A 19,724-nucleotide genomic window follows, 5' to 3' on the forward strand; every position below is an offset into this window, starting at 1 on the left:
TCAGAAGCCACCTCCCAGGATGCCCGAGGGCAGGGTCAGGCCCAGGGCCACCGCGAAGCCGAGGTAGGCCAGCGAGGAGACGAACAGGGCGACGAGGATGTCGAACAGGGGGTGCGGGGCGCCGAACGCGCGCGTGATGCACCAGAACAGCAGCGCCCCGGCGAGGATCCACCCCAGCCAGGGCAGCAGGACGGCGAACGCGAGGAAGCCGAGGAAGCACCAGGCCAGCGCACCGAAGTCCGAGTGGAACAGGGTCAGCGGACCGGCCGCCTGGCCGACCTCGCCGTCCGCGTCGGCCTGACCCTCGGGGGCCTGGCGCACCCGCACGACCTCCACCGCGAGCGCGACGGCGATCACGAGGCCCGCGACCGCGAGGATCAGCGGGAAGAAGTCCGGGCCGGGGAAGTCGGCGCCGTCGGTGTCCATGGCCAGGGATCCCAGCAGCAGGTAGAGGCTGAACGCGGCCAGCACGGCCGGCATGACGAGCGCGGAGAGCCCGGCGGCGCGCCCCCAGCGGGAGGGGGCGTCGGCGGCGGGCCGGACGGTGGATGCGTGGCTCACTTGATCTCCTCCGTCAGCGTGCCGATGCGCTCCTTCTCGGCGGCGATGAACTCCTCGAGTTCGGTGCCGGAGAGGGGCACGGGGTTCCAGTAGTTGCGCTGCACCGCCTCCTTCCACTCGGGGGTGTCGACCGCCTCGGCGATGAGGGTCTCGAGCTCGGTGCGCTCCTCCGCGGAGACGCCCGGCGGCACGAACAGGGCGCGCCAGTTGGTGAGCGTGACGTCGTAGCCCTGGGAGCGCAGGGTCGGGATCTCCTCGACGCCGGCCAGCGGCTCGGCCGCCACCACGCCGAGGGCGCGCAGTCGGCCGGCCTGGACCTGCGGGTAGATGTCCGCGAAGCCGCCGGCGGAGGCCTGGGCGGTGCCGTTGAGCAGGGCCTGGATGGCCTCGCCGCCGCCGTCGGACGGGATGTAGGTGGTGTCCGCGACCGGCACGTCGGCCGTGCGGGCGATGTCCGCCATGACGAGCTGGTCGAAGGAGCCGCCACCGGTCCACGCCACGTGGGCGGGATCGGCGCGCCAGGCGCTCACCAGGTCGTCCATGCTCTGGTACGGCGAGTCCGCCGGGACCACCACGAGGCTGTACTCCTCGACGACGCGGCTGACCGCGGTGACCTGGGAGAGCTCGGGGCCGGTGCCACGGGCCGCGTGGGCGGCGATCTGGCCGGTGCCGCCCACCATGAGGTTGTTCGCGTCCTCGAGCGTGGTCAGCTGACCGAGGGCGATGTTGCCACCGGCGCCGGGGATGTTGACCACCTGGACGTTGTTCACCAGCCCGTTGACACGAATACGTTCTATTCTAGTAGCAGTCCATTCATCTGAAACGAGGGAAGTCTCATGGACGTGGGAATCATTGGAAGTGCACTGTCCATCATGCTCGGCATCATGTGTGCAGTCGTGGCTGTGACAACGCGTAGTGGAGCTGTTGGGGCAAATCGCATCTTCGGTCTCAAGACCAAGAACACCCTCCGCAGCGAGCATGCATGGCAGAGCGGCCACCACGCGGCGCAGCCCTGGATGTGGGCCGCGTTCTTCATCGGAGTGAGCGGGGGTGCTGGCGCATTGCTCGGGTTGTCCCTCGGACACATTGATGCAGCACAGCTCGCAGCGTGGATCGCTTGCGGTCTCACCGTCCTTGCGCTCGTCCTGGGGACGCTCCGTGCTGATCGGTCGGCTGCATCAGCCCGGTGATACACGGAGGCATCTGTCAGACATGTCGGCACTTCGCGAAATCATCATGAAGTGCCACGGTGCGGGGTCAGTCGCCACCGACATGTCTGCTCCCCGGTTTTGGCTCCACTGAAGCATCCGGCGCGATCGCGGCCTCGTTCGAGGGGCCGGTCCTGAGCACGAAGAAGCCCCCAGGAGTCTCTCTTGAGTCTCCCGGGGGCTTCCCGGTTGGAACGTACAAACCGTTCCGTGGCCTTCTTACAAACGGCCCTCGGTGGGCCGTTTGTAAGACCCCCTGAGCCGCTAGATCATGCGGATCGCGGCGAGTCCCAGGGCGGCCGTTCCCACGCTAAGGGCGGCGTTTTCCCACGCCCTCACACACCTACCGCTGACCTGGAACTACGCTTCTCCAGCCAAGCGGTCCTCGATGAGCGTGGCATGCTCGTGCCGCAGTTGGGTGAGGAGGAGGCTCCCGAGGCCCAGCACACCGATGGCGTAGCGGCGGGCATCGTCCCGTTCGTTGATGTGATGCCTGTCCACGTTCGACAGTGCCTGCGCGAACCCCATGGCAAGACCTCGCCAGCCCTCCCATTCCCCCGCTTGGCGGCCGCACCGAAGTTCGCTGTCGTTGACGAACACAGCCGCCATGAGCCCCTTGCCCACGAGGACCTCACCATTCTTGCCCGTAGGATCGCCTGCCCACTTGCGGATAGTGGCTTCCACGAAGATGGCCGTCTGAGAAGAAACCTTCTTCCAGTCCTCTGCCTCAACAAGGTCGCGTACGTGATCCCATAGGTCGGGATCGAAGGAGCGCCCAGCCACAGGCTCATCGGCTCCCTCAACCTGCGAGTGGAGTCGGTAAAGAGCGGCGTCGATGATGCCGCGGGCACGCCCGATACCCGCGTAACGGACCTGCGCATGCTCCGCCCTCGTGGTGTAGGAGGAGACCACCCTCAGCGTGTAGCGGTTTCCGTATAACTGTTCAAGGAGGTCCTGGGCGTCGGACACCGAGGCCTTAATGACCCCACGAACTTTGGCCTTCCAGGCGGTGAAGGCAGGGCCACCATCACGCACGTCCGAGGTCTCAGCATCGGCCCTCAAGTCCTCAAGGGCCTGCATGGCTCGTTCCGCTAGCACTTGTACCCACTCCTGTCATCGCCCATCTGTAGTTGCGTCCCGGGATGGGGAAGAACTGAATCGCCCCGGGTCTGGTGGAGGCTCTGATCCAACGGAAGGATGCAGAGCATGCCCGCACCACGGAAGTACCCCGACGAGCTCCGCGAACGCGCCACGCGGATGACTCTCGAAGCCCGCCAAGACCCCGCCACGAGAACCGGGGCATTCCGGCGCGTAGGAGAACAGCTCGGGATCAGTCCCGAGACGCTGCGCAACTGGGTCCGCCAAGCCGAGATCGACCACGGCCACCGCCCCGGGATCACGACCAGCGAAGCCGCCCGGGTGGCCGAGCTGGAGAAGGAGAACCGTGAATTACGGCGGGCGAACGCGATCCTGCGCTCGGCATCGGCTTTCTTCGCGGCGGATGCTCGAGACGCCCACAGCGCTGATCGTGGACTACATCGATGAGCACAAGCACGAGTTCGGTGTCGAGCCGATCTGCACCACACTCTCCGCAGCGGGCACGCAGATCGCACCGAGCACGTACTACGCCGCGAAGACACGTCCTGTCTCGGCCCGCCGTCTGCGCGATGAGCAGCTGCTCGTTGAGATCCGGCGGGTGCACGAGGCCAACTACGGGGTCTACGGGGCCCGGAAGGTCCACGCGCAATTGCGTCGGGAGGGCATCCAGGTGGCCAGGTGCACGGTCGAGCGGCTCATGCGAGCCGCAGGCCTGCGCGGGATCAGCCGGGCAAAGGGCCCGCGCACGACAGTGCCGGGCCGGGGACCGGATACCCGCCCAGATCTGGTGCCGCGCGATTTCACCGCAGCCGCTTCGAATCAGCTGTGGGTCGCTGACATCACCTACTGCCGCACCTTCACTGGATGGGTGTCTGCCGCGTTCATCATCGACGTGTTCTCCCGCTGGGTCCTGGGGTGGCAGCTGTCGAAGTCGTTGCGTACTGACCTGGCGCTGGACGCGTTGGAGATGGCGTTCTGGACGCGTCAGCGTGTCGGCCAGGACGTGGCCGGGCTACGGCAGACCCCACCGCGATAAAGGAGTCCAGTACGTCGCGGTTCGCTACACCCAGCGGCTATCCGAGGCCGGCGCGGTCGCATCAGTCGGCTCGACGGGGGACTCCTATGACAATGCCCTCGCCGAGGCGTTCAACTCGCTGTTCAAGGCGGAGCTGATCCGGAACACGGGGCCATTCAGGTCCATCGAGGACCTGGAGATCGCGGTCGCGGAGTACATTGACTGGTTCAACCATCGTCGTGTGCACGGCGAGATCGGGCTGGTCCCTCCGGTGGAGTTCGAGGACGTCTACCATCATGAGAATCCCGTGCTGGCGCCTGCCGGGACGGCACTTATGCGCCTCTAACAAACCCGGGGCGATTCACCCAGTGACCAGGTACTCTGGGACTGCAGCATGCTTGATCCATGCGCCCTACGGCTGGTGCGGAACCGCACCACTCAGAGGGACGCCACCACGAGAAGCCACGGAGGGAGCGCCATGAGCCGGACTCAAACGTCGCGCGATGAGCGTCGACGGACGCTCTCGCAAAATTTTCTGGTCACTCCGAGATCCATCTCCAGATTCCTGGACGCCGCCGAACTGGAGCGTGACGACGAGGTGGTGGAGGTTGGCGCTGGCTCAGGCGCACTTACCGGGCTACTCGCCGACCGCTGTGCGCGCCTCGTGGCCTACGAGGTCGACCGAAGCTGGTCGAGCAAACTTGAGGCGGAAGTCGCCCGTCGGACGAACATCGAGATCGTCTACGAGGACTTCCTCTCGGCTGTCTTGCCGACCGGCCCAATCAAGGTGGTTGGAAACATCCCCTTTGGGGCGACGTCGGCGATCGTTGACCGAGTGTTGAATCTCGAAGCGGTCAGGTCGGCAACGTTTATCACCCAACTCGAGTACGCCAAGAAGCGTACTGGTGCGTACGGCCGTTGGAGCCGCCTGACGGCCACGACCTGGCCGGAACACGAGTGGGAGCTACGTGGACGGATCCCCCGGACCGACTTCCGGCCAGTTCCCCGGGTCGACGCTGGGGTCTTGCACCTGCGCCGTCGCGACTCTCCGTTGATCGAAACTGGCCGGATGCGGGCGTACACCGCGATGGTCGAGCTCGCGTTCAGCGGCGTCGGCGGGTCGGTGAGGGCGTCGCTGAGTAAGAAATACCCCTCGGCCTTGGTGCGCGAGAGCCTCGGTGCTGCAGGGGTGCCGGCAGACGCGGTCGTGGCCTACGTATCCCCGGACCAGTGGGTTACGGTCTTCCGCAGTCTCGTCGGTACGACGTCCGCCACATCGGCGAATGCGGCGAAGCATCGGCGTAGACCTCAGCCCTCGCGGCGAAAGACGAGGTGATGGTGCCGGGCTATCGCCCGGTACTCCTCACGCTCGGCGGCGAGAAGTTCGGCCTCGACCATATCGGTCAACCAGCCAGGCTCGTGCTTGCGGTGCTCGTCAGTCATCACCTCGTTGAAGACCCGGATTCCGTAGAAGCCCACGGGCGTGAACCCGGCCGCCACAATCTCATCGACGACCGCCGTGGTATCTACTGGAGGCGCGGCAACGTGCTTTCCGGGCATGCCTAGTCGCAGGCCTTGCCCGCGCAGGTCGGCGAGCAACGCCCGAGGATCCTGGGTGCGCACGGCTGTCGTCAAAGGCACCGCTACCGGGTTGGCCACCAACAGCGACACGATCCCGCCGGGACGCGACCGGCCGGCGAGTGCTCGGGCGAAACCCGTCCGGTTGGCGACGTACTCGAGGACGTTGTGCGCTGTAACTACGTCATAGAACTCCGCGTGCTCGCCTAACGCGGCCTCGGCTGGTTCGTGAAGCACGAGCGACTCCCATGAGCGCGCAGACGTCACCCCGCGCAACGCGTCGGTCGCCACCGCCACCATGTCCGGATTAACGTCTGCAATCCTGATGGTGTGACCGCTGATCGCCGCCCGCATTGCGAGGCTGCCGTCCCCGCAGCCTACGTCGAGCCACTTCGAGCTCGGGCGAACGAACGGTTCCAGAGTGCGCCATACAAGTTCAATCCGCAGCTGGTGCCAGGGCTCCCGCATCATCGTGGCGTAATCCGACGCTCGACCGCGCAACGACCCAGCTACGTCACTAGCCTTGCCGCGACCGGGCCATGCGCTCATGAAGGGTTCCTCAACTCGTGACGATTCTATGCCCGCGATGCCCCACCGGGGCCAACGGGAGCGCTCCCTCGCGCCAACGGCCCCGTCCGGCCCCGCCACCCGGGCATGAAGAAGCCCCCGGGAGACTCTTCCGATTCTCCCGGGGGCTTCCCGGTGGGAACGTACAAACCGTTCCGTGGCCTTCTTACAAACGGCCCTCGGTGCGCGAGGGGGGACTTGAACCCCCACGTCCTTGCGAACACTGGCACCTGAAGCCAGCGCGTCTACCAATTCCGCCACTCGCGCGAGCGGCTTCCTGCTCTCGGCTCCGGACATCCGGCGACCGTCACAGGCAGCGAGGAATACTCTAACCCCCGCCCGCCCGGGTGTGCAAATCGGCCCCGACGCCCACCCCCGCGTCCCCGCCACGCCCGTGGCTCGCCCCCCTCCGGCACCTCTCCCACCCGCGCTCCACCCCGCAGAATCCCGCTGTTCTCGGCGGTCTCCCAGCCCGGCCCGTAGTATCGGGACGGACAACTGTGGAAAGGGGCCCCGTCGTGGGACTTCTGGACAACCTCGAACGCGGCCTGGAGCGGGCCGTGCGCTCGGCCTTCTCGGCCGGCGGTCCGCGGGCGGTCAAGCCGGTGGAGATCGCCTCGGCCCTGCGACAGGCGATGGACGACGAGTCGTTCGCGCTGTCCGAGGGCCACACGGTCGCGCCCAACAGCTACGTGGTCCACTTCTCCCCCGCCGACTTCGAGCGTGCCCGCTCGTGGGGGTCCACCCTCGCCAGCGAGCTGTGCGATGAGGTCATCCGCCACGCCGACTCCCAGGGCTATGCGCTGCCCGGCACGGTCCGGGTCGCCTTCCACCCGGACACGGACGTGCGCGCCGGGGACCTGCGCGTGGTCACCGGCCTGGACGACGGCTCGCTCCCCGCCCCGGCCCCCCACGACGACGGCGCCTCGCCCGCCACCGCCCACGGCCCGGGGGCGTCTGCCACGGCGCCGGACCGACTGGTCGAGGACCTGCCGGCGGCCGCACCCCGTGAGCGCTCCCCCGCCCCGCGCGTCGGGCCCCGTCCGGCGCCCCGCCGGGCCGCCGCGCCCGCCCACGCCGACCAGCCGACCGTCGTGATGGGCCGCCCCGTGACGGAGCCCTCCGGCCCGGCCCTCGAGCTGGACGGCCGCATGCTCCCCTTGGACGGGGACGACCTGATCCTCGGCCGCTCCGCCGAGCGTGCCGACCTCGTGATCCCGGACTCCTCGGTGTCCCGCGAGCACCTGCGCCTGCTCACCGTCGGCTCCACGGTCACGCTGCTGGACCTGGGCAGCCGCAACGGCGTGCTCGTCAACGGCCGCCGCGTGGACGGTTCCGTCACCCTGCGCGACGGAGACGTGGTGACCGTCGGCCAGACCGAGCTGCTGTTCTTCAGCGGGACGGGGGGCCGCGCATGAGCGAACTCGCCGTCGCCGTGCTCCGCATGGGCCTGCTGCTGGCCCTGTGGGTGCTGATCATCTCCATCATCATGGCGCAGGGCCGCGACCTCGTGGTCGGCCGCCGCAACAAGACCCGCCTGGAGCAGGCCCAGCGCGACGCCGGTCTGGTCACCGCGGTGCCCGGCTCGGCCGCCGTCGGGCGCTCTTCCGCCTCGGCCCCCGCCTCCACCGGTGCCCCGCCCGCCACCGCCCCCGCCGCGCCGGCCGCGTCGGCCCCGGTGACCCCCGCCCCGGCCGCGCCCACGACGCCGGCGCCCCGGCTGGCCCGGACGTTGCGCGTGGTCGAGGGTCCGAAGGCCGGGCAGACCATCGCCCTGGAGGGCCGCCCCCTGCTGATGGGCCGCGCCCAGGACGCCGACCTCGTGCTCGTGGACGACTACGCCTCCGGCCGCCATGCCCGCCTGTTCCCGCAGGGCACCCGCTGGTTCCTCGAGGACCTGGGCTCCACCAACGGCACCTACGTGGACGGCGACCCCGTCACGCGCGCCCTGCCCGTGGGCCCCGGCACCGCCATCCGGATCGGCAAGACGGTCATGGAGCTCGAGGCCTGAGCATGTCCCTGGTCCTCCGCTACGCCGCCCGCTCCGACGTGGGCCGAGTCCGCGCCAAGAACGACGACTCGGCCTATGTGGGGCGCCACCTGGCCGTGCTCGCGGACGGCATGGGCGGGCACGTGGGCGGCGACGTGGCCAGCGCCTCCACGGTGCTGGACCTGGCCCCGCTGGACGCGGTGGGCTACGAGGACCCGGCCACGGTGCTGCCGGACGAGATCCAGAACGCCAACCTGATCCTCAACGAGCTGGTGCACGCCAACCCCAAGCTCGCGGGCATGGGCACCACGTGCACGGCGTGCCTGCTGGCCGGGACCACCCTGCACGTGGCGCACATCGGCGACTCGCGGGCCTACCGGCTCGCGGACGGCGAGTTCACGCAGGTCACCCGGGACCACACGTTCGTGCAGAAGCTCGTGGACGAGGGCCGGCTCGAGGCCGGCGAAGCCCCGTTCCACCCCAACAAGAACGTGCTCATGCGCGTGCTGGGCGACGTGGACGCCTCCCCCGAGCTGGACGTGTTCGAGGTGCCCGTGGCGCCCGGGGAGCGTTGGCTGCTGTGCTCGGACGGGCTCACGGACGTGGTCTCCCCGGAGCGCATCCACGAGGCGCTGCGGGACACGGAGTCGCTCAACGCCGTGGTGGACCACCTCGTGGACCTGACCCTCAAGGGCGGCGCCCCGGACAACGTGACGATCGTGGTCTTCGAGATCGCCGAGGGCACGGAGGAGGAGCTGGCCCCGATCCCCGAGGTCCACCTCTCCGAGCAGGCCCTCGCCGCGGCCCGCCCCGCGGAGGTCGGCCCGGTCTCCGGGCGCCTGCTGCGCGAGGACCTCGACGCGCGGCCCCACCTGCTCGTGGGCGCCGCCTCCAACGCCGTGAAGACGGACCGCATCCCCGTGGTCACCCGCAACTCCACGCGCCGCCGCGCGGCGGTGCTCCTGGGCGAGAGCCCCGTGCCGGAGAACCGGCCCCGGCGCACCGCGGCCGTCCTCACGGACGGGCCCGCCTCTCCCGACGCCGGCACGCACCCGGGCGCGCCCGCGGCGCCGTCCGCCCCGCAGTCGGCGGGCGCCGCGACCGACGCCGGCACCGCCTCAGGAGCGACCGGCCCGTCCGCGGGCGGCGCGACGCCGACCGGGGCCGCCGCCCTCGCCGGCACGGCCGCCGGAGCCGCCGCCGGGACCTCCGCCGGCGCCCCGGCCTCCTCGGACTCCGCCCCGCACTCCGCACCCCGCTCCGGCTCCCCCGCCGATCCGACCCCCGGCACCCCGGACGGCGCGGCCGCCGACGCCTCCGCGCACCCCGCGCCCGCCGCGGGGGACGGGACCGCCGCGCGCCGCCGTCGTCGTGGGAAGCGAGCGGACAAGCCCGTGCAGTACCGCCGCGGCTGGTTCATCCCCGTGTTCACGGCCCTGCTGGCGCTCACGCTCGGCGTGGTGCTGGCCTGGGGCTACCTGTGGACGCAGACCCAGTACTACGTGGGGGCCAACGACGGCCGGATCGCCGTGTACAAGGGCGTGCCCCAGCGGCTCGGCCCGTTCGACCTGTCCCACGTGGACCGGCAGACCGAGCTGACCGTGGACGCCCTGCCCGCCTACGCGCGGGACCGCGTCGAGGCCGGCATGGCCGCCCGGGACCTGGCCCACGCCGAGCAGATCGTCACCGAGCTGCGCGACTCCCTGAACCCGGACGCGCCCGCCCCCGCCGGCGAACCCGCGGACCGCGCCCGGCCGAGCGCCTCGCCCTCGGGCAGCGCCTCGCCCTCCGACGGCGCGTCGCCGTCGGGCTCCGCGACGCCCTCCGGCACCGCCACGCCCGCCGCGACCCCGGCCACGAGCCCCTCCCCGACCCCGTCCGCGACGGGAGGTGGCACCCCGTGACCGAGGTGATCTCCCCCGCGCGCCCGCGCCGCAACACCGAGCTCGCCCTGCTGCTGGGCGCCCTGGCCATCGCCGTGGGCGCCGACCTGCTGGGCATGGTCGGCACCGGCGCGACCGTCGACTCCACCGCCTGGGTGCCGCTGGGCGTGTTCGGCGCCGCCACCCTCGTGCTGCACGTGGTCCTGCGCCTGCGCGCCCCCTACGCGGACCCCTTCATGCTCCCGGTGACCGCCCTGCTCAACGGGCTGGGCATCGCCGTGATCCACCGGCTCGGCCAGGACGCGGCGCTGGCCAACTCGACCTCCCAGCTCGTGTGGTCGGTGCTGGCGGTGCTGGTGGCCTCCGCCCTCGTGTTGCTCGTGCGGGACCACCGCCTCCTGCGGCGCTGGCCCTACCTGTTCCTCGCGGCCTCCGCGATCCTGCTGCTGCTGCCGCTCGTGCCCGGGCTGGGCCTGAGCATGTACGGCGCGCGGATCTGGATCGACGTCGGCTTCGGCACCTTCCAGCCCGGCGAGGTCGCCAAGATCACCCTGGCGATCTTCTTCGCCGGCCACCTCTCCGCGAACCGCGACCTGATCCTGCTGGCCGGCCGCCGCGTGGGCCCGCTGACCTTCCCGCGCGCGCGGGACCTCGGCCCGCTGCTGGTCGCCTGGCTCGTGGCCCTCGGCGTGCTCGTGTTCCAGCGGGACCTCGGCTCGGCGCTGCTGTTCTTCGGCATGTTCATGGCGATGCTCTACATCGCCACCTCGCGGTTCTCCTGGATCCTGCTGGGCCTGGGCCTGATCGCCCTGGGCGCCGTGCTCGCGTTCCTGTTCATGCCGCATGTGACCGCCCGCTTCGAGATCTGGCTCAACGCGTTCGACCCGGAGATCTACCACCGCGACTTCGGCGGCTCCTACCAGGTGGTCCAGGGCCTGTTCGCCATGGCCTCGGGCGGACTGATGGGCACCGGCCTGGGCGCGGGCAACCCCACCCAGGTGCCGCTGTCCTTCTCGGACATGATCCTGGCCGCGATCGGCGAGGAGCTGGGCTTCGTGGGGCTGGCCGCCGTGCTGGTGCTCTACCTGCTGCTCGTCACCCGCATGATGCGGGCCGCCCTCGGGGTGCGCGACGCGTTCGGCAAGGTGCTCGCCTCCGGCCTGGCGTTCACCATGGCCTGGCAGGTGTTCGTGGTGATGGGCGGCGTGACCCTCGTGCTCCCGCTCACCGGCCTGACGACGCCGTTCCTCGCCGCCGGCGGCTCCTCGCTGCTGGCCAACTGGATCATCGTGGGGCTGGTGCTGCGCATCTCGCACGCCGCCCGCCGCCCCGCCGTCGTGGACGCGATGGTGAACGCCTCCGGCCCCGGCGCCGGCCACCTGGACCCGGGCGCCTCCCTGCCCGCGGGCGCCGTCCCCGCCGCCGCGCCGCGCCCCGAGGGGGGTGAGGCCCGGTGAACGAGGCGATCCGACGCACGTGGACCGTCATGGCGGTCATGCTCCTGGTGCTCGCCCTCGCGGCGTCCGTGATCCAGGTGGTGGCCGCCGACCGGCTCAAGACCCACGCCCTGAACTCGCGGCAGATGGTCCTGGACTTCGGCGCCCCGCGCGGCCCGATCCTCGTGGACGGCGCGCCGATCGTGGAGTCCGTGCCCGCGGACGACGCGTACAACTACCAGCGCGTCTACCACGAGCCGGAGCTGTACGCCCCGCTCACGGGCTTCTACTCGCTGACCTACGGCACGGACGGTCTGGAGCAGGCCATGGACGACGAGCTCTCCGGCACCTCCACCTCGCAGTTCGTGGACCGGGCCGTGGAGATCATCACCGGCGCCACCCCCGAGGGCGACCAGGTGGAGCTGACGATCGACCCCGAGCTGCAGCGCGTCGCCTTCGACTCGCTGCCCGAGGGCGTGCGCGCCTCCGCCGTGGTCACCGACCCCACCACGGGGCGCATCCTCGCCATGGCCTCCCGGCCCGGCTACGACCCCAACGGACTCGCCTCCCACAGCCGGACGGCGGCCCAGGAGGCGATGATCGAGATCCAGGACGCCCCCGGCCTGAGCCCGCTGCTGAACCGGCCCACGGAGCACACGGTCTCCCCGGGCTCCACGTTCAAGCTGATCGACGCGGTGGCCATGCTCGAGTCGGGCGACTACGCCCCGGACCAGGTCCTGGACGTCCCCGCGCAGTGGACGCTGCCGGGCACGGACACCACCATGACCAACTACCGGGGCGGGCCCTGCAACGACGTCGGCCGGGCCAGCCTGACCTACATCCTCGCCCAGTCCTGCAACACGCCCTTCGCGATGGCCGCCGTCGAGCTGGGCCAGGACCGGATCCGCGACGTGGCCGAGCGCTTCGGCTTCAACGAGGAGGGTGAGATCCCCCTGCCGGTGGCGGCCTCGAACTTCCCCGAGGACCTCACGGACGACCAGCTGGCGATGTCCGCCATCGGCCAGTTCGAGGTCCAGACCACGGCGCTGCAGATGAACATGGTGGCCGCGGGCCTCGCCAACGACGGCGTGGTCATGGTCCCGCAGCTGATCGAGGCGGTGCGCCGGCCGGACCTGACCACGGTGGAGGAGTTCCGGCCCCGGGAGCGGGGCCGGGCCACCAGCCCGGAGGTCGCCCGGCAGGTGGAGGGGATGATGGTCTCGACCGTGGAGGAGGGCAGCGCCCGGGGGGCCCGCTCGGACCTCATCCGGATCGCGGCCAAGACGGGCACGACCGAGATCGACGGCAGCGAGGACGTGCACACGTGGATCACCGGCTTCACGCCGGACGACGACGGCCCGCAGGCGGCGGTGACGGTCGTCGTCGAGAACGAGAACGAGTACTTCGGACACCAGACAGCGGTGGAGAGCATGCAGAGCATCATGGAAGCGGTGGTCACGGAATGAGGCCGACAACGGGCATCACCCTCGGCGGCAGGTACCAGCTGACCGATCGCATCGCGATCGGCGGCATGGGCGAGGTCTGGAAGGCGCGGGACAAGGTCCTGGGCCGGATCACCGCCGTGAAGATCCTCAAGGAGGAGTACACGGGTGACCCCAACTTCCTGCGCCGCTTCCGGGCGGAGGCCCAGCACACCGCGCTGCTGAACCACCCCGGCGTCGCCAACGTCTACGACTACGGCGAGGAGAAGGGCTCCGCCTACCTCGTCATGGAGCTCGTGCCGGGCCAGCCCCTGTCCGCGATCCTGGAGAAGGAGAAGGTGCTCTCCCCGGAGCGCACCCTGCGGATCATCGCGCAGACGGCGGCCGCGCTCTCCGCCGCCCACGCGCAGGGGCTCGTGCACCGCGACGTGAAGCCCGGCAACCTCATGATCACGCCCACGGGGCGGGTCAAGGTGACGGACTTCGGCATCGCCCGCCTGGCGGACCAGGTGCCGCTCACCGCCACCGGCCAGGTCATGGGCACCGCCCAGTACCTCGCGCCGGAGCAGGCCACGGGCCAGCAGGCCACGGGCTCCTCCGACCTCTACTCGCTGGGCATCATCGGCTACGAGGCCCTCGCCGGGCACCGCCCGTTCACGGGCGAGTCGCAGATCGCGATCGCCCTGGCGCAGGTCAACGACGCCCCGCCGCCGCTGCCCTCGACCGTGCCCGCGCCGGTGCGCGCCCTGATCATGTGCATGCTCTCGAAGGACCCGAAGGAGCGCCCCACGGACGCCACCGCGGCCTCCGAGGCCGCGGACGCGCTGCGCCGCAAGGACACCCGCGCCGCGGTGGAGGCCGTCCCGAGCCTGGCCGCGTTCCTCGCCGCGGAGGGCGTGGCCGACCCCTCGGGCGCCGAGACCGCGCCCCTGGACTACGACGGCATGCGCACCGCCCACCCCCGCCCCGAGGGCACCCGCGCGGACGGCACCCCGGCCACCGCGGCCCTGCCGGTGACGGCGGCCCAGCCCCGCACCGACGACGGCGCACGCGGCTCCGCGGCGACGGCCGCCGGTGCGGCCGGCCTCGCCGGCGCCGCCGCGGCGGGCGCCCGCCCGGCGGACGAGGAGATCGCGGCGGTCCGCGACCCGCAGACCCGCCCGTCCGACGTCGTGCCCGAGGCCCCGCACGCCGACCAGGGCTCGGCCCCGGTGAAGCGCCGACGCGCGAACCGGTGGCCCGTGTTCGCTCTGCTCGGGCTGGTCCTGTTCGCCCTGCTGGGCGCACTGCTGTGGCCGTGGATCACGGGCGACCGCACCCCGGGCGGGTCCACCCCGTCCGGCACCTCGCAGGCCTCCTCCGTGTCCGTGGACCCGGAGGCCTACAAGGGCCGCCCCGCGGCCGAGGTGCGCGCCGAGCTGGAGCGGCTCGGCCTGGTCGTGCGGGAGGAGGACCGCGACGCGCGCAGCCCGAGCGGCACCGTCGAGGAGGTCAACCCCGTGGGCTCCCTGCAGCGCGGGGAGACCGTCACCCTGGCCGTCTCCACGGGCCAGGGCGTCATCCCCGATGGCCTCGTGGGCCAGCCGGTGGACAGCGCGATCCAGCTGCTGCGCGACCGCGGCTTCACCGTGGACCGCGTGGACGACCCGAGCGCCGACGGCGCCGAGGGCGAGGTGGTGCGCGTGGTGCCCGGCGAGGGCCAGCGGCACCGCTACGACACCCACGTGCAGCTGATCGTGGCCGGCGGGGCCGGCGGCGACGAGCCCACCCCGACGCAGGAGCCCTCCGAGCCCACGGAGCCCACCGCCGAGCCGAGCGACGAGCCGACCACCGAGCCCACGTCGGAGCCCACGGAGGAGCCGACGACGGAGCCCACCACCGAGCCCACCGAGGAGCCGACCGAGGAGCCCACCACCGAGCCGACGTCGGACCCCACGGGCGAGCCGACCGGCGAGCCCACCGCGGATCCCACCGACGACGCGGGCGGCTCGGCCTCCCCGACCGCCGAGGAGAGCCCGACCGCCTGAGGCGGCGGGACGGGGAAGGCGCACAGGCGGCCACGTGGAAGAGCAGTGGACCCTCAACGGGCGGTACCGGATCGACGCGCTGATCGGTCGCGGCGGGATGGCGGACGTGTTCCGCGGCACCGACCTGCGCCTGCACCGGCCCGTCGCCGTGAAGCTCATGCGCCGCGACCTGGCGCGTGACCCGCACTTCCAGGCCCGCTTCCGCAAGGAGGCCCGCTCCGTGGCCTCGCTCAACCACCCCTCGATCGTGTCCGTGTACGACACGGGCGAGGTCTCCCTCGAGGACGGCCACCACCCCGTGGACTGCCCGTACCTGGTGATGGAGCTCGTCACCGGGCGGTCCCTGCGCGAGGTCCTGCACGCCGAGGGCGCCGTGGGCACCGAGCGGGCCGTCATGTGGACCCGCGAGGTGCTGGAGGCGCTCGAGCACGCCCACCAGGAGGGGATCGTCCACCGGGACGTGAAGCCGGCCAACGTCATGGTCACGGACGCCGGTTCCGTGAAGGTGATGGACTTCGGGATCGCCCACGCCCTGGCGGACACCTCCGCCACCACCTCCCAGACCCAGGCGGTGGTGGGCACGGCCCTCTACCTGGCCCCCGAGCAGGCGACCGGGCGCACCGTGGACGGGCGCGCGGACCTCTACGCGACCGGCTGCGTGCTGTTCGAGCTGCTCACCGGCCGTCCGCCCTTCACCGGCGACACCCCGCTGGCCGTGGCCTACCAGCACGTGCGCGAGGCGCCCCCGGCCCCGTCCGAGGTGGACCCGGACCTGCCGCGCTCCTTCGACCCCGTGCTGCTGCGCGCCCTCGAGAAGGACCCCGAGGACCGCTTCCCCACGGGCGCGGCCTTCCGGGAGGCCCTCGAGGCCGCCGCCGCGGATCCCCACGCCGCCGTCGACGCCGACACCGCGGCCCTCGATCTCGTGCGGGCGGGTGCCGCGGGGGCGGGCGGCGCCGCCGTGGCCGCCGCTGCCGCCGGCCGGGAGGTCCGCCGCGACGGGGCGCGCGACGGCGCGGACGTGCCCACGGCCGCCGTCCCCCTGACCCCCGCGCCGGCCCCGGCCGCGCCCGCCGAGCCGGCCGAGCCCCAGGCGGCGAACCACGCCGTGGCCGGGGCCGGGCTGCCCGGCGCCGCCTCCGCCGCCCAGCTGGCGGCCGCCGCCTCCGTGGACGGCCAGCGCCCGGACACCGGCTCCCACGCCACCGTCGCGGGGCCCACAACGCCCCGCCCCGAGACCCCCGCCCGGCCGGCCCCCGCCGCCGCTCCCGCCGCCCGACGGCGCGGCAGCGGGCGGCGCAGCCTGCAGGTCGCCGGGCTGCTGCTGGCCGGCGTCGTCGTGCTGATGGCCCTGCTCGCCGCCCTGCTGGCCTCCACCCTGCGCGGCACCGTGGAGGTCCCCGCCACCGTGGGCCTGACGCAGGAGCAGGCCGAGGCCGCCCTGGAGGACGCTGGCCTCGTGCCCCTGGTCTCCTCGACCCACAGCTCCGAGGCCCCCGCCGGCACCGTCATCAGCAGCGACCCGCCCGAGGGCACCGAGCTGGACCGCGGCACCCAGGTGGGGCTGCGCGTCTCCCGCGGCCTCGAGGGCGTGGTCCTGCCCGGCAGCCTGCGCGGCCTCTCCGAGGACGCGGTCCGGCGGGAGCTGCAGCGGCTCGGCCTCACCGTGTCCTCCGTGCAGTACCAGGACGACGGCCGCCTCGAGCGGGGCATGCTGGCCCGCACGGACCCGGCGCTGTCCACCTCGGTCCCGCCCGGCTCTTCGGTGGTGCTGCACCTGTCCAGCGGCACGGTGCGCGTGCCGGACGTGGTGGGCATGAGCGCGGAGGACGCGCGGCGTCAGCTGGCCCTGAGCGCCCCGGAGCTGCGCGTGCGGATCCAGGACGAGGACGGCGCGGCCACGGAGACCGGCACCGTGGTCTCCCAGGACCCCGGCGCGGACGCGCGCGTGGACAACCGTTCCTCGCTCACGCTGACGGCGTCCACGTGGGTGGAGCCCACCGCCGAGCCGACCCCGCCGCCGTCGCCCTCCGCGGAGGTCCCGCCGCCGGTGCGCCCGAGCGCGCCGCCGTCCTCGAGCACGCCGCCGTCCTCGAGCGCCCCGCCCTCCGAGGAGCCGGAGCCCTCGGCGTCCCCAACGCCCACGCCCTCCGAGACCGTGGACCCGACGCCGTCCGACTCCCCGTCGCCCTCGCCGTCCCCGGACCCCACGACGCCGACGCCGAGCCCGACCCGGACGACGACGCCCACCGAGGACCCCTCGCCGACGCCGACGCTCTCGGACCCGGCGCCGACCCTCACGCCGGATCCCGAGCCGTCGATCGACCCGCCGCCGTCGGACTGATCCGGGGCGGCGCCGTCGGCGCTCAGTCCCCGCGGACGAGCGGGGAGAGCCGGCCGCCGCGGTCGGCGGCGCCGGTCAGCCCCACGGACTCGAGCCAGTTGCCGAGCATCCGGTAGCCGCCCTCGGTGAGGACCGACTCGGGGTGGAACTGGACGCCCCACAGGGGGGCGGAGCGGTGCGCCAGGCCCATGACGACGCCGTCCTCGGTCTCCGCGGTGATCTGGAGGACCGCCTCGTCCACGGTGGAGCGCACCGCGGCGAGCGAGTGGTAGCGGGTGGCGGTGAAGCGCTCGGGCAGCCCCGCGAACATGGGGTGGTCGCCGTGGCGGACCAGGGACGTCTTGCCGTGCATCAGGGACTCGGCGTGGGTGACGGTGGCCCCGAACGCCTCCGCGATGGCCTGGTGGCCCAGGCACACGCCGTAGAGCGGGCGGCCGCCGTCCGCGGCGGCGCGGATGAGGTCGAGGGAGACGCCGGCGTCCGCGGGGGCGCCGGGGCCGGGTGAGATGAGCACGGCGGTGTGCTCCGCGGCGAGCTCGAGGGCGCGGGCGGCGTCCACCTCGTCGTTGCGGATCACCGTGGTGCGGGCGCCGAGCTCCTCGAGATAGCCCACCAGGGTGTAGACGAAGCTGTCGTAGTTGTCGACGACGAGGACGGAGACCTCGGGGCTGGGCACGGTGCCGCTCATTCCTCCCCGCCGCGTGGGAGCGGGGTGCATAGACTGGCCGGGCACGCCGCTGACCCCGGTCCTGGGCTGGTCAGCAGGATACCGCGCCCGTCTCGGCGCCCGCCGGGCGGGACGCCCCACCACCGCACCCCCACTCGAGGAGACAGACCCGTGGCAGCACCCTCCGGCAAGCGCAAGGACTCGGCCCGTCGCAAGCACGAGGAGCTCGAGGACGCCCGCCGCGGCGCTCGCCGGGGCTCGTCCGCGGTGACCACGGACCTCGGCGACGTGGATCCGGGCCCCAAGCCCCTCTCCCCCGTGTACAAGGCCGTGATGTTCGGCCTGATGATCGTGGGCCTGCTGTGGATCGTCGTCTACTACCTCACGCAGGGGCTCTTCCCCATCGTGGCGATCGGCGGCTGGAACATCCTGGTCGGCTTCGGCATCGCCCTCGTGGGCTTCCTCATGATGTCCCGCTGGAGCGAGTGAGGCGGCTCGGGTTCGGCCCGAGCGGGTGCTGACCACGGCCCTGCGCGAAGGGACCGGGTGAGGTCCGGCGCGGGGGTCCGCGAGGGACCTGAGAGTGGGCCTGCGCGGCCGCCGACACGGAATCACACGCGTGTAGTTCTCCACACCGGTGGACAACCCTGTGGACAACGCAGGCCCGGCTCCGTGCGGGAGGCGGGCACCTCATCCACACTGTCCACACCTGTGGACAACTCTGTGGGTACTCGTGCACACCCCCTTGTGGACAACTCCCGGAAGCCGGGGACGCCCGGCTGACCCGCCGCCGTCGGGCCGGTGTCCGGCGGGCCTCCCAGGCCGCACGTCGCCGTCGGAATCCCCCGCCACCGCACGCGCCCTCCTCCGCAGCCCCGCCGGCAGCGCGCCTCCCCCGCCGCGTTGCGCTCACGACGCGCCGCGTGCGATGCGGCCGGACGGCGCGTCGTGAGCGCAACGCACCGCAGCCGGAGGGCCTGAGACACCACCGGGCCACACGCCGGCGGGCCGGGGCCGGAGCATCGCGCCCCCGCCCCGGCCCGCTCGGCCGGCTCCGCCCGTCCCCTACCGCAGGACGGCGTCCAGCCCGATCCGGTCGGCGCCGAGCACCGTGAGCACGGCGAGGAGCGCGGCCACCAGCACCAGGCCGGCCGCCTGCGCGCCCGCCGAGGGGGCCGACGCGCGGCCGGGCCGCAGTCCGCCGGCCAGCGAGTACACCAGGGCGACGACGGCGCCCGTGATCAGCCCGCCCACGTGGACCTGCCATGAGATGCCGGGCAGCAGGAACGAGATCACGAGGTTCAGCCCGATCAGCACGGCGATCGAGCGCACCTGCCCGCCCCGCACTCGGGTGACGAGGAACAGGGCCGCGAACATGCCGTAGACCGCGCCGGAGGCGCCCACCACGGGCTGCAGCGGGTCGGAGACCCACAGGGCGAACACTGCGCCGCCCACGGCGGAGAGCACGTAGAGCGCCGCGAAGCGCCACCAGCCCAGGGCCGGCTCGAGCACGCGGCCGATCACCCACAGCGCCAGCATGTTGAGGATCAGGTGGGTGGGTCCGGAGAGGTCGTGGACCAGCGCGTAGGTGGCCATCCGCCACGGCTCCAGACCGAACGGCGACGTGTAGAGACCCGCGTACCAGAGCACCTCGGTCACGCCCGGGACCGTGTCCCGGGTGGCCCACTGGGCCACGTACGCCGCCACGGTGACGGCGATCAGCGTCCAGGTGACGGGCGCGGCGGCCAGGCCGGTCCGTCGTCGGGCGGGGGCGCCGCGAGCGGCGGCGCCGGCCATGCTCACCCCACCGGGGCCGGGCCTCCCGACGGCGGCGGGGGACGTCGTCGTGCCGGCGGGGGCGCCGCCCTGGGCCGCGCAGTCCACGCAGAGGGGGCCGGCCGCCGGGCC

The 19,724-nt window shown here is 72.5% G+C and carries 16 protein-coding genes, 1 tRNA gene, 1 pseudogene and 1 other annotated feature; of the genes and pseudogenes, 11 read left to right on the forward strand and 7 right to left on the reverse strand.

Features of this window, described 5'->3' with window-relative positions; genetic code table 11:
- Both HDA33_RS09705 and HDA33_RS09710 read right to left on the reverse strand, forming a co-directional pair.
- On the reverse strand, positions 1-561 hold the full coding sequence (locus HDA33_RS09705) for a tripartite tricarboxylate transporter TctB family protein (RefSeq protein ID WP_184172855.1): 561 nt from the start codon (positions 559-561) through the stop codon (positions 1-3).
- Positions 558-1,331: a tripartite tricarboxylate transporter substrate binding protein gene (locus HDA33_RS09710; RefSeq protein ID WP_338104326.1), complete on the reverse strand. Its 774-nt coding sequence runs from the start codon at positions 1,329-1,331 to the stop codon at positions 558-560. The genes HDA33_RS09705 and HDA33_RS09710 overlap by 4 nt, the downstream gene beginning before the upstream one ends.
- Before the next feature lie 114 nt (positions 1,332-1,445).
- Between HDA33_RS09710 and HDA33_RS13100 the strand changes: the two genes are divergently transcribed.
- Positions 1,446-1,751 carry an SdpI family protein gene (locus HDA33_RS13100; RefSeq protein WP_420826927.1) on the forward strand — a complete coding sequence of 102 codons (306 nt, stop codon included), beginning with the start codon at positions 1,446-1,448 and terminating at the stop codon, positions 1,749-1,751.
- A 378-nt stretch (positions 1,752-2,129) separates the two neighbouring features.
- Here the strand turns inward: HDA33_RS13100 and HDA33_RS09720 are convergent, their stop codons facing one another.
- Positions 2,130-2,849, reverse strand: coding sequence for a TIGR02391 family protein (locus tag HDA33_RS09720; protein WP_184172859.1), 720 nt, complete (start codon positions 2,847-2,849; stop codon positions 2,130-2,132).
- 126 nt (positions 2,850-2,975) lie between these two features.
- On the opposite strand from HDA33_RS09720, the pseudogene HDA33_RS09725 reads away from it, so the two are divergent.
- Positions 2,976-4,228: pseudogene (locus tag HDA33_RS09725) on the forward strand (IS3 family transposase).
- Positions 3,254-3,384, forward strand: a sequence feature (AL1L pseudoknot). Its footprint overlaps the pseudogene before it by 131 nt.
- A 132-nt stretch (positions 4,229-4,360) precedes the next feature.
- Positions 4,361-5,218, forward strand: coding sequence for a 23S ribosomal RNA methyltransferase Erm (erm, locus tag HDA33_RS09730; RefSeq protein ID WP_184172861.1), 858 nt, complete (start codon positions 4,361-4,363; stop codon positions 5,216-5,218).
- On the opposite strand, the gene HDA33_RS09735 is transcribed toward erm, so the two are convergent.
- Positions 5,191-6,009 carry a class I SAM-dependent methyltransferase gene (locus tag HDA33_RS09735; RefSeq protein ID WP_184172862.1) on the reverse strand — a complete coding sequence of 273 codons (819 nt, stop codon included), beginning with the start codon at positions 6,007-6,009 and terminating at the stop codon, positions 5,191-5,193. The genes erm and HDA33_RS09735 overlap by 28 nt on opposite strands.
- 201 nt (positions 6,010-6,210) lie before the next feature.
- Positions 6,211-6,294 (reverse strand) — tRNA-Leu (locus HDA33_RS09740).
- A gap of 251 nt (positions 6,295-6,545) precedes the next feature.
- Between HDA33_RS09740 and HDA33_RS09745 the strand changes: the two genes are divergently transcribed.
- From HDA33_RS09745 to HDA33_RS13035, 7 genes are read left to right on the forward strand one after another with little or no spacing between them, the layout of a single operon-like run.
- The gene (locus tag HDA33_RS09745) at positions 6,546-7,445 is read left to right on the forward strand and encodes an FhaA domain-containing protein (protein WP_184172864.1); all 900 of its coding nucleotides are present in this window, start codon (positions 6,546-6,548) and stop codon (positions 7,443-7,445) included.
- A complete protein-coding gene (locus HDA33_RS09750; RefSeq protein WP_184172866.1) occupies positions 7,442-8,038 on the forward strand; it encodes an FHA domain-containing protein FhaB/FipA in 597 nt (198 codons plus the stop codon). Before HDA33_RS09745 ends, HDA33_RS09750 begins: the two co-directional genes overlap by 4 nt.
- A 2-nt stretch (positions 8,039-8,040) precedes the next feature.
- A complete protein-coding gene (locus HDA33_RS09755; RefSeq protein WP_184172868.1) occupies positions 8,041-9,921 on the forward strand; it encodes a PP2C family protein-serine/threonine phosphatase in 1,881 nt (626 codons plus the stop codon).
- Positions 9,918-11,357, forward strand: a complete 1,440-nt coding sequence (locus tag HDA33_RS09760) for an FtsW/RodA/SpoVE family cell cycle protein (RefSeq protein WP_184172870.1) — start codon at positions 9,918-9,920, stop codon at positions 11,355-11,357. Before HDA33_RS09755 ends, HDA33_RS09760 begins: the two co-directional genes overlap by 4 nt.
- Complete coding sequence (locus tag HDA33_RS09765; RefSeq protein WP_184172872.1) at positions 11,354-12,802, forward strand: peptidoglycan D,D-transpeptidase FtsI family protein; 1,449 nt, start codon at positions 11,354-11,356, stop codon at positions 12,800-12,802. The genes HDA33_RS09760 and HDA33_RS09765 overlap by 4 nt, the downstream gene beginning before the upstream one ends.
- Entirely contained in the window at positions 12,799-14,805 is a 2,007-nt protein-coding gene (locus HDA33_RS09770; protein ID WP_184172874.1) for a protein kinase domain-containing protein, read from the forward strand. Before HDA33_RS09765 ends, HDA33_RS09770 begins: the two co-directional genes overlap by 4 nt.
- A 34-nt stretch (positions 14,806-14,839) precedes the next feature.
- Entirely contained in the window at positions 14,840-17,149 is a 2,310-nt protein-coding gene (locus tag HDA33_RS13035; RefSeq protein ID WP_184172876.1) for a protein kinase domain-containing protein, read from the forward strand.
- 22 nt (positions 17,150-17,171) lie between these two features.
- Here the strand turns inward: HDA33_RS13035 and HDA33_RS09780 are convergent, their stop codons facing one another.
- Entirely contained in the window at positions 17,172-17,837 is a 666-nt protein-coding gene (locus HDA33_RS09780; RefSeq protein WP_017488923.1) for an anthranilate synthase component II, read from the reverse strand.
- Between the two features lie 150 nt (positions 17,838-17,987).
- Between HDA33_RS09780 and HDA33_RS12765 the strand changes: the two genes are divergently transcribed.
- Positions 17,988-18,305 (forward strand): cell division protein CrgA, encoded by a 318-nt coding sequence (locus tag HDA33_RS12765; RefSeq protein ID WP_158493711.1) that lies wholly within the window; start codon positions 17,988-17,990, stop codon positions 18,303-18,305.
- Positions 18,306-18,881: 576 nt separating this feature from the next.
- On the opposite strand, the gene HDA33_RS09790 is transcribed toward HDA33_RS12765, so the two are convergent.
- A complete protein-coding gene (locus HDA33_RS09790) occupies positions 18,882-19,613 on the reverse strand; it encodes a rhomboid family intramembrane serine protease (protein ID WP_221432993.1) in 732 nt (243 codons plus the stop codon).
- Between the last annotated feature and the right edge of the window lie 111 nt (positions 19,614-19,724).

This window comes from Micrococcus endophyticus (genome assembly GCF_014205115.1).
In the GTDB taxonomy this organism is placed as follows: Bacteria; Actinomycetota; Actinomycetes; order Actinomycetales; family Micrococcaceae; genus Micrococcus; species Micrococcus endophyticus.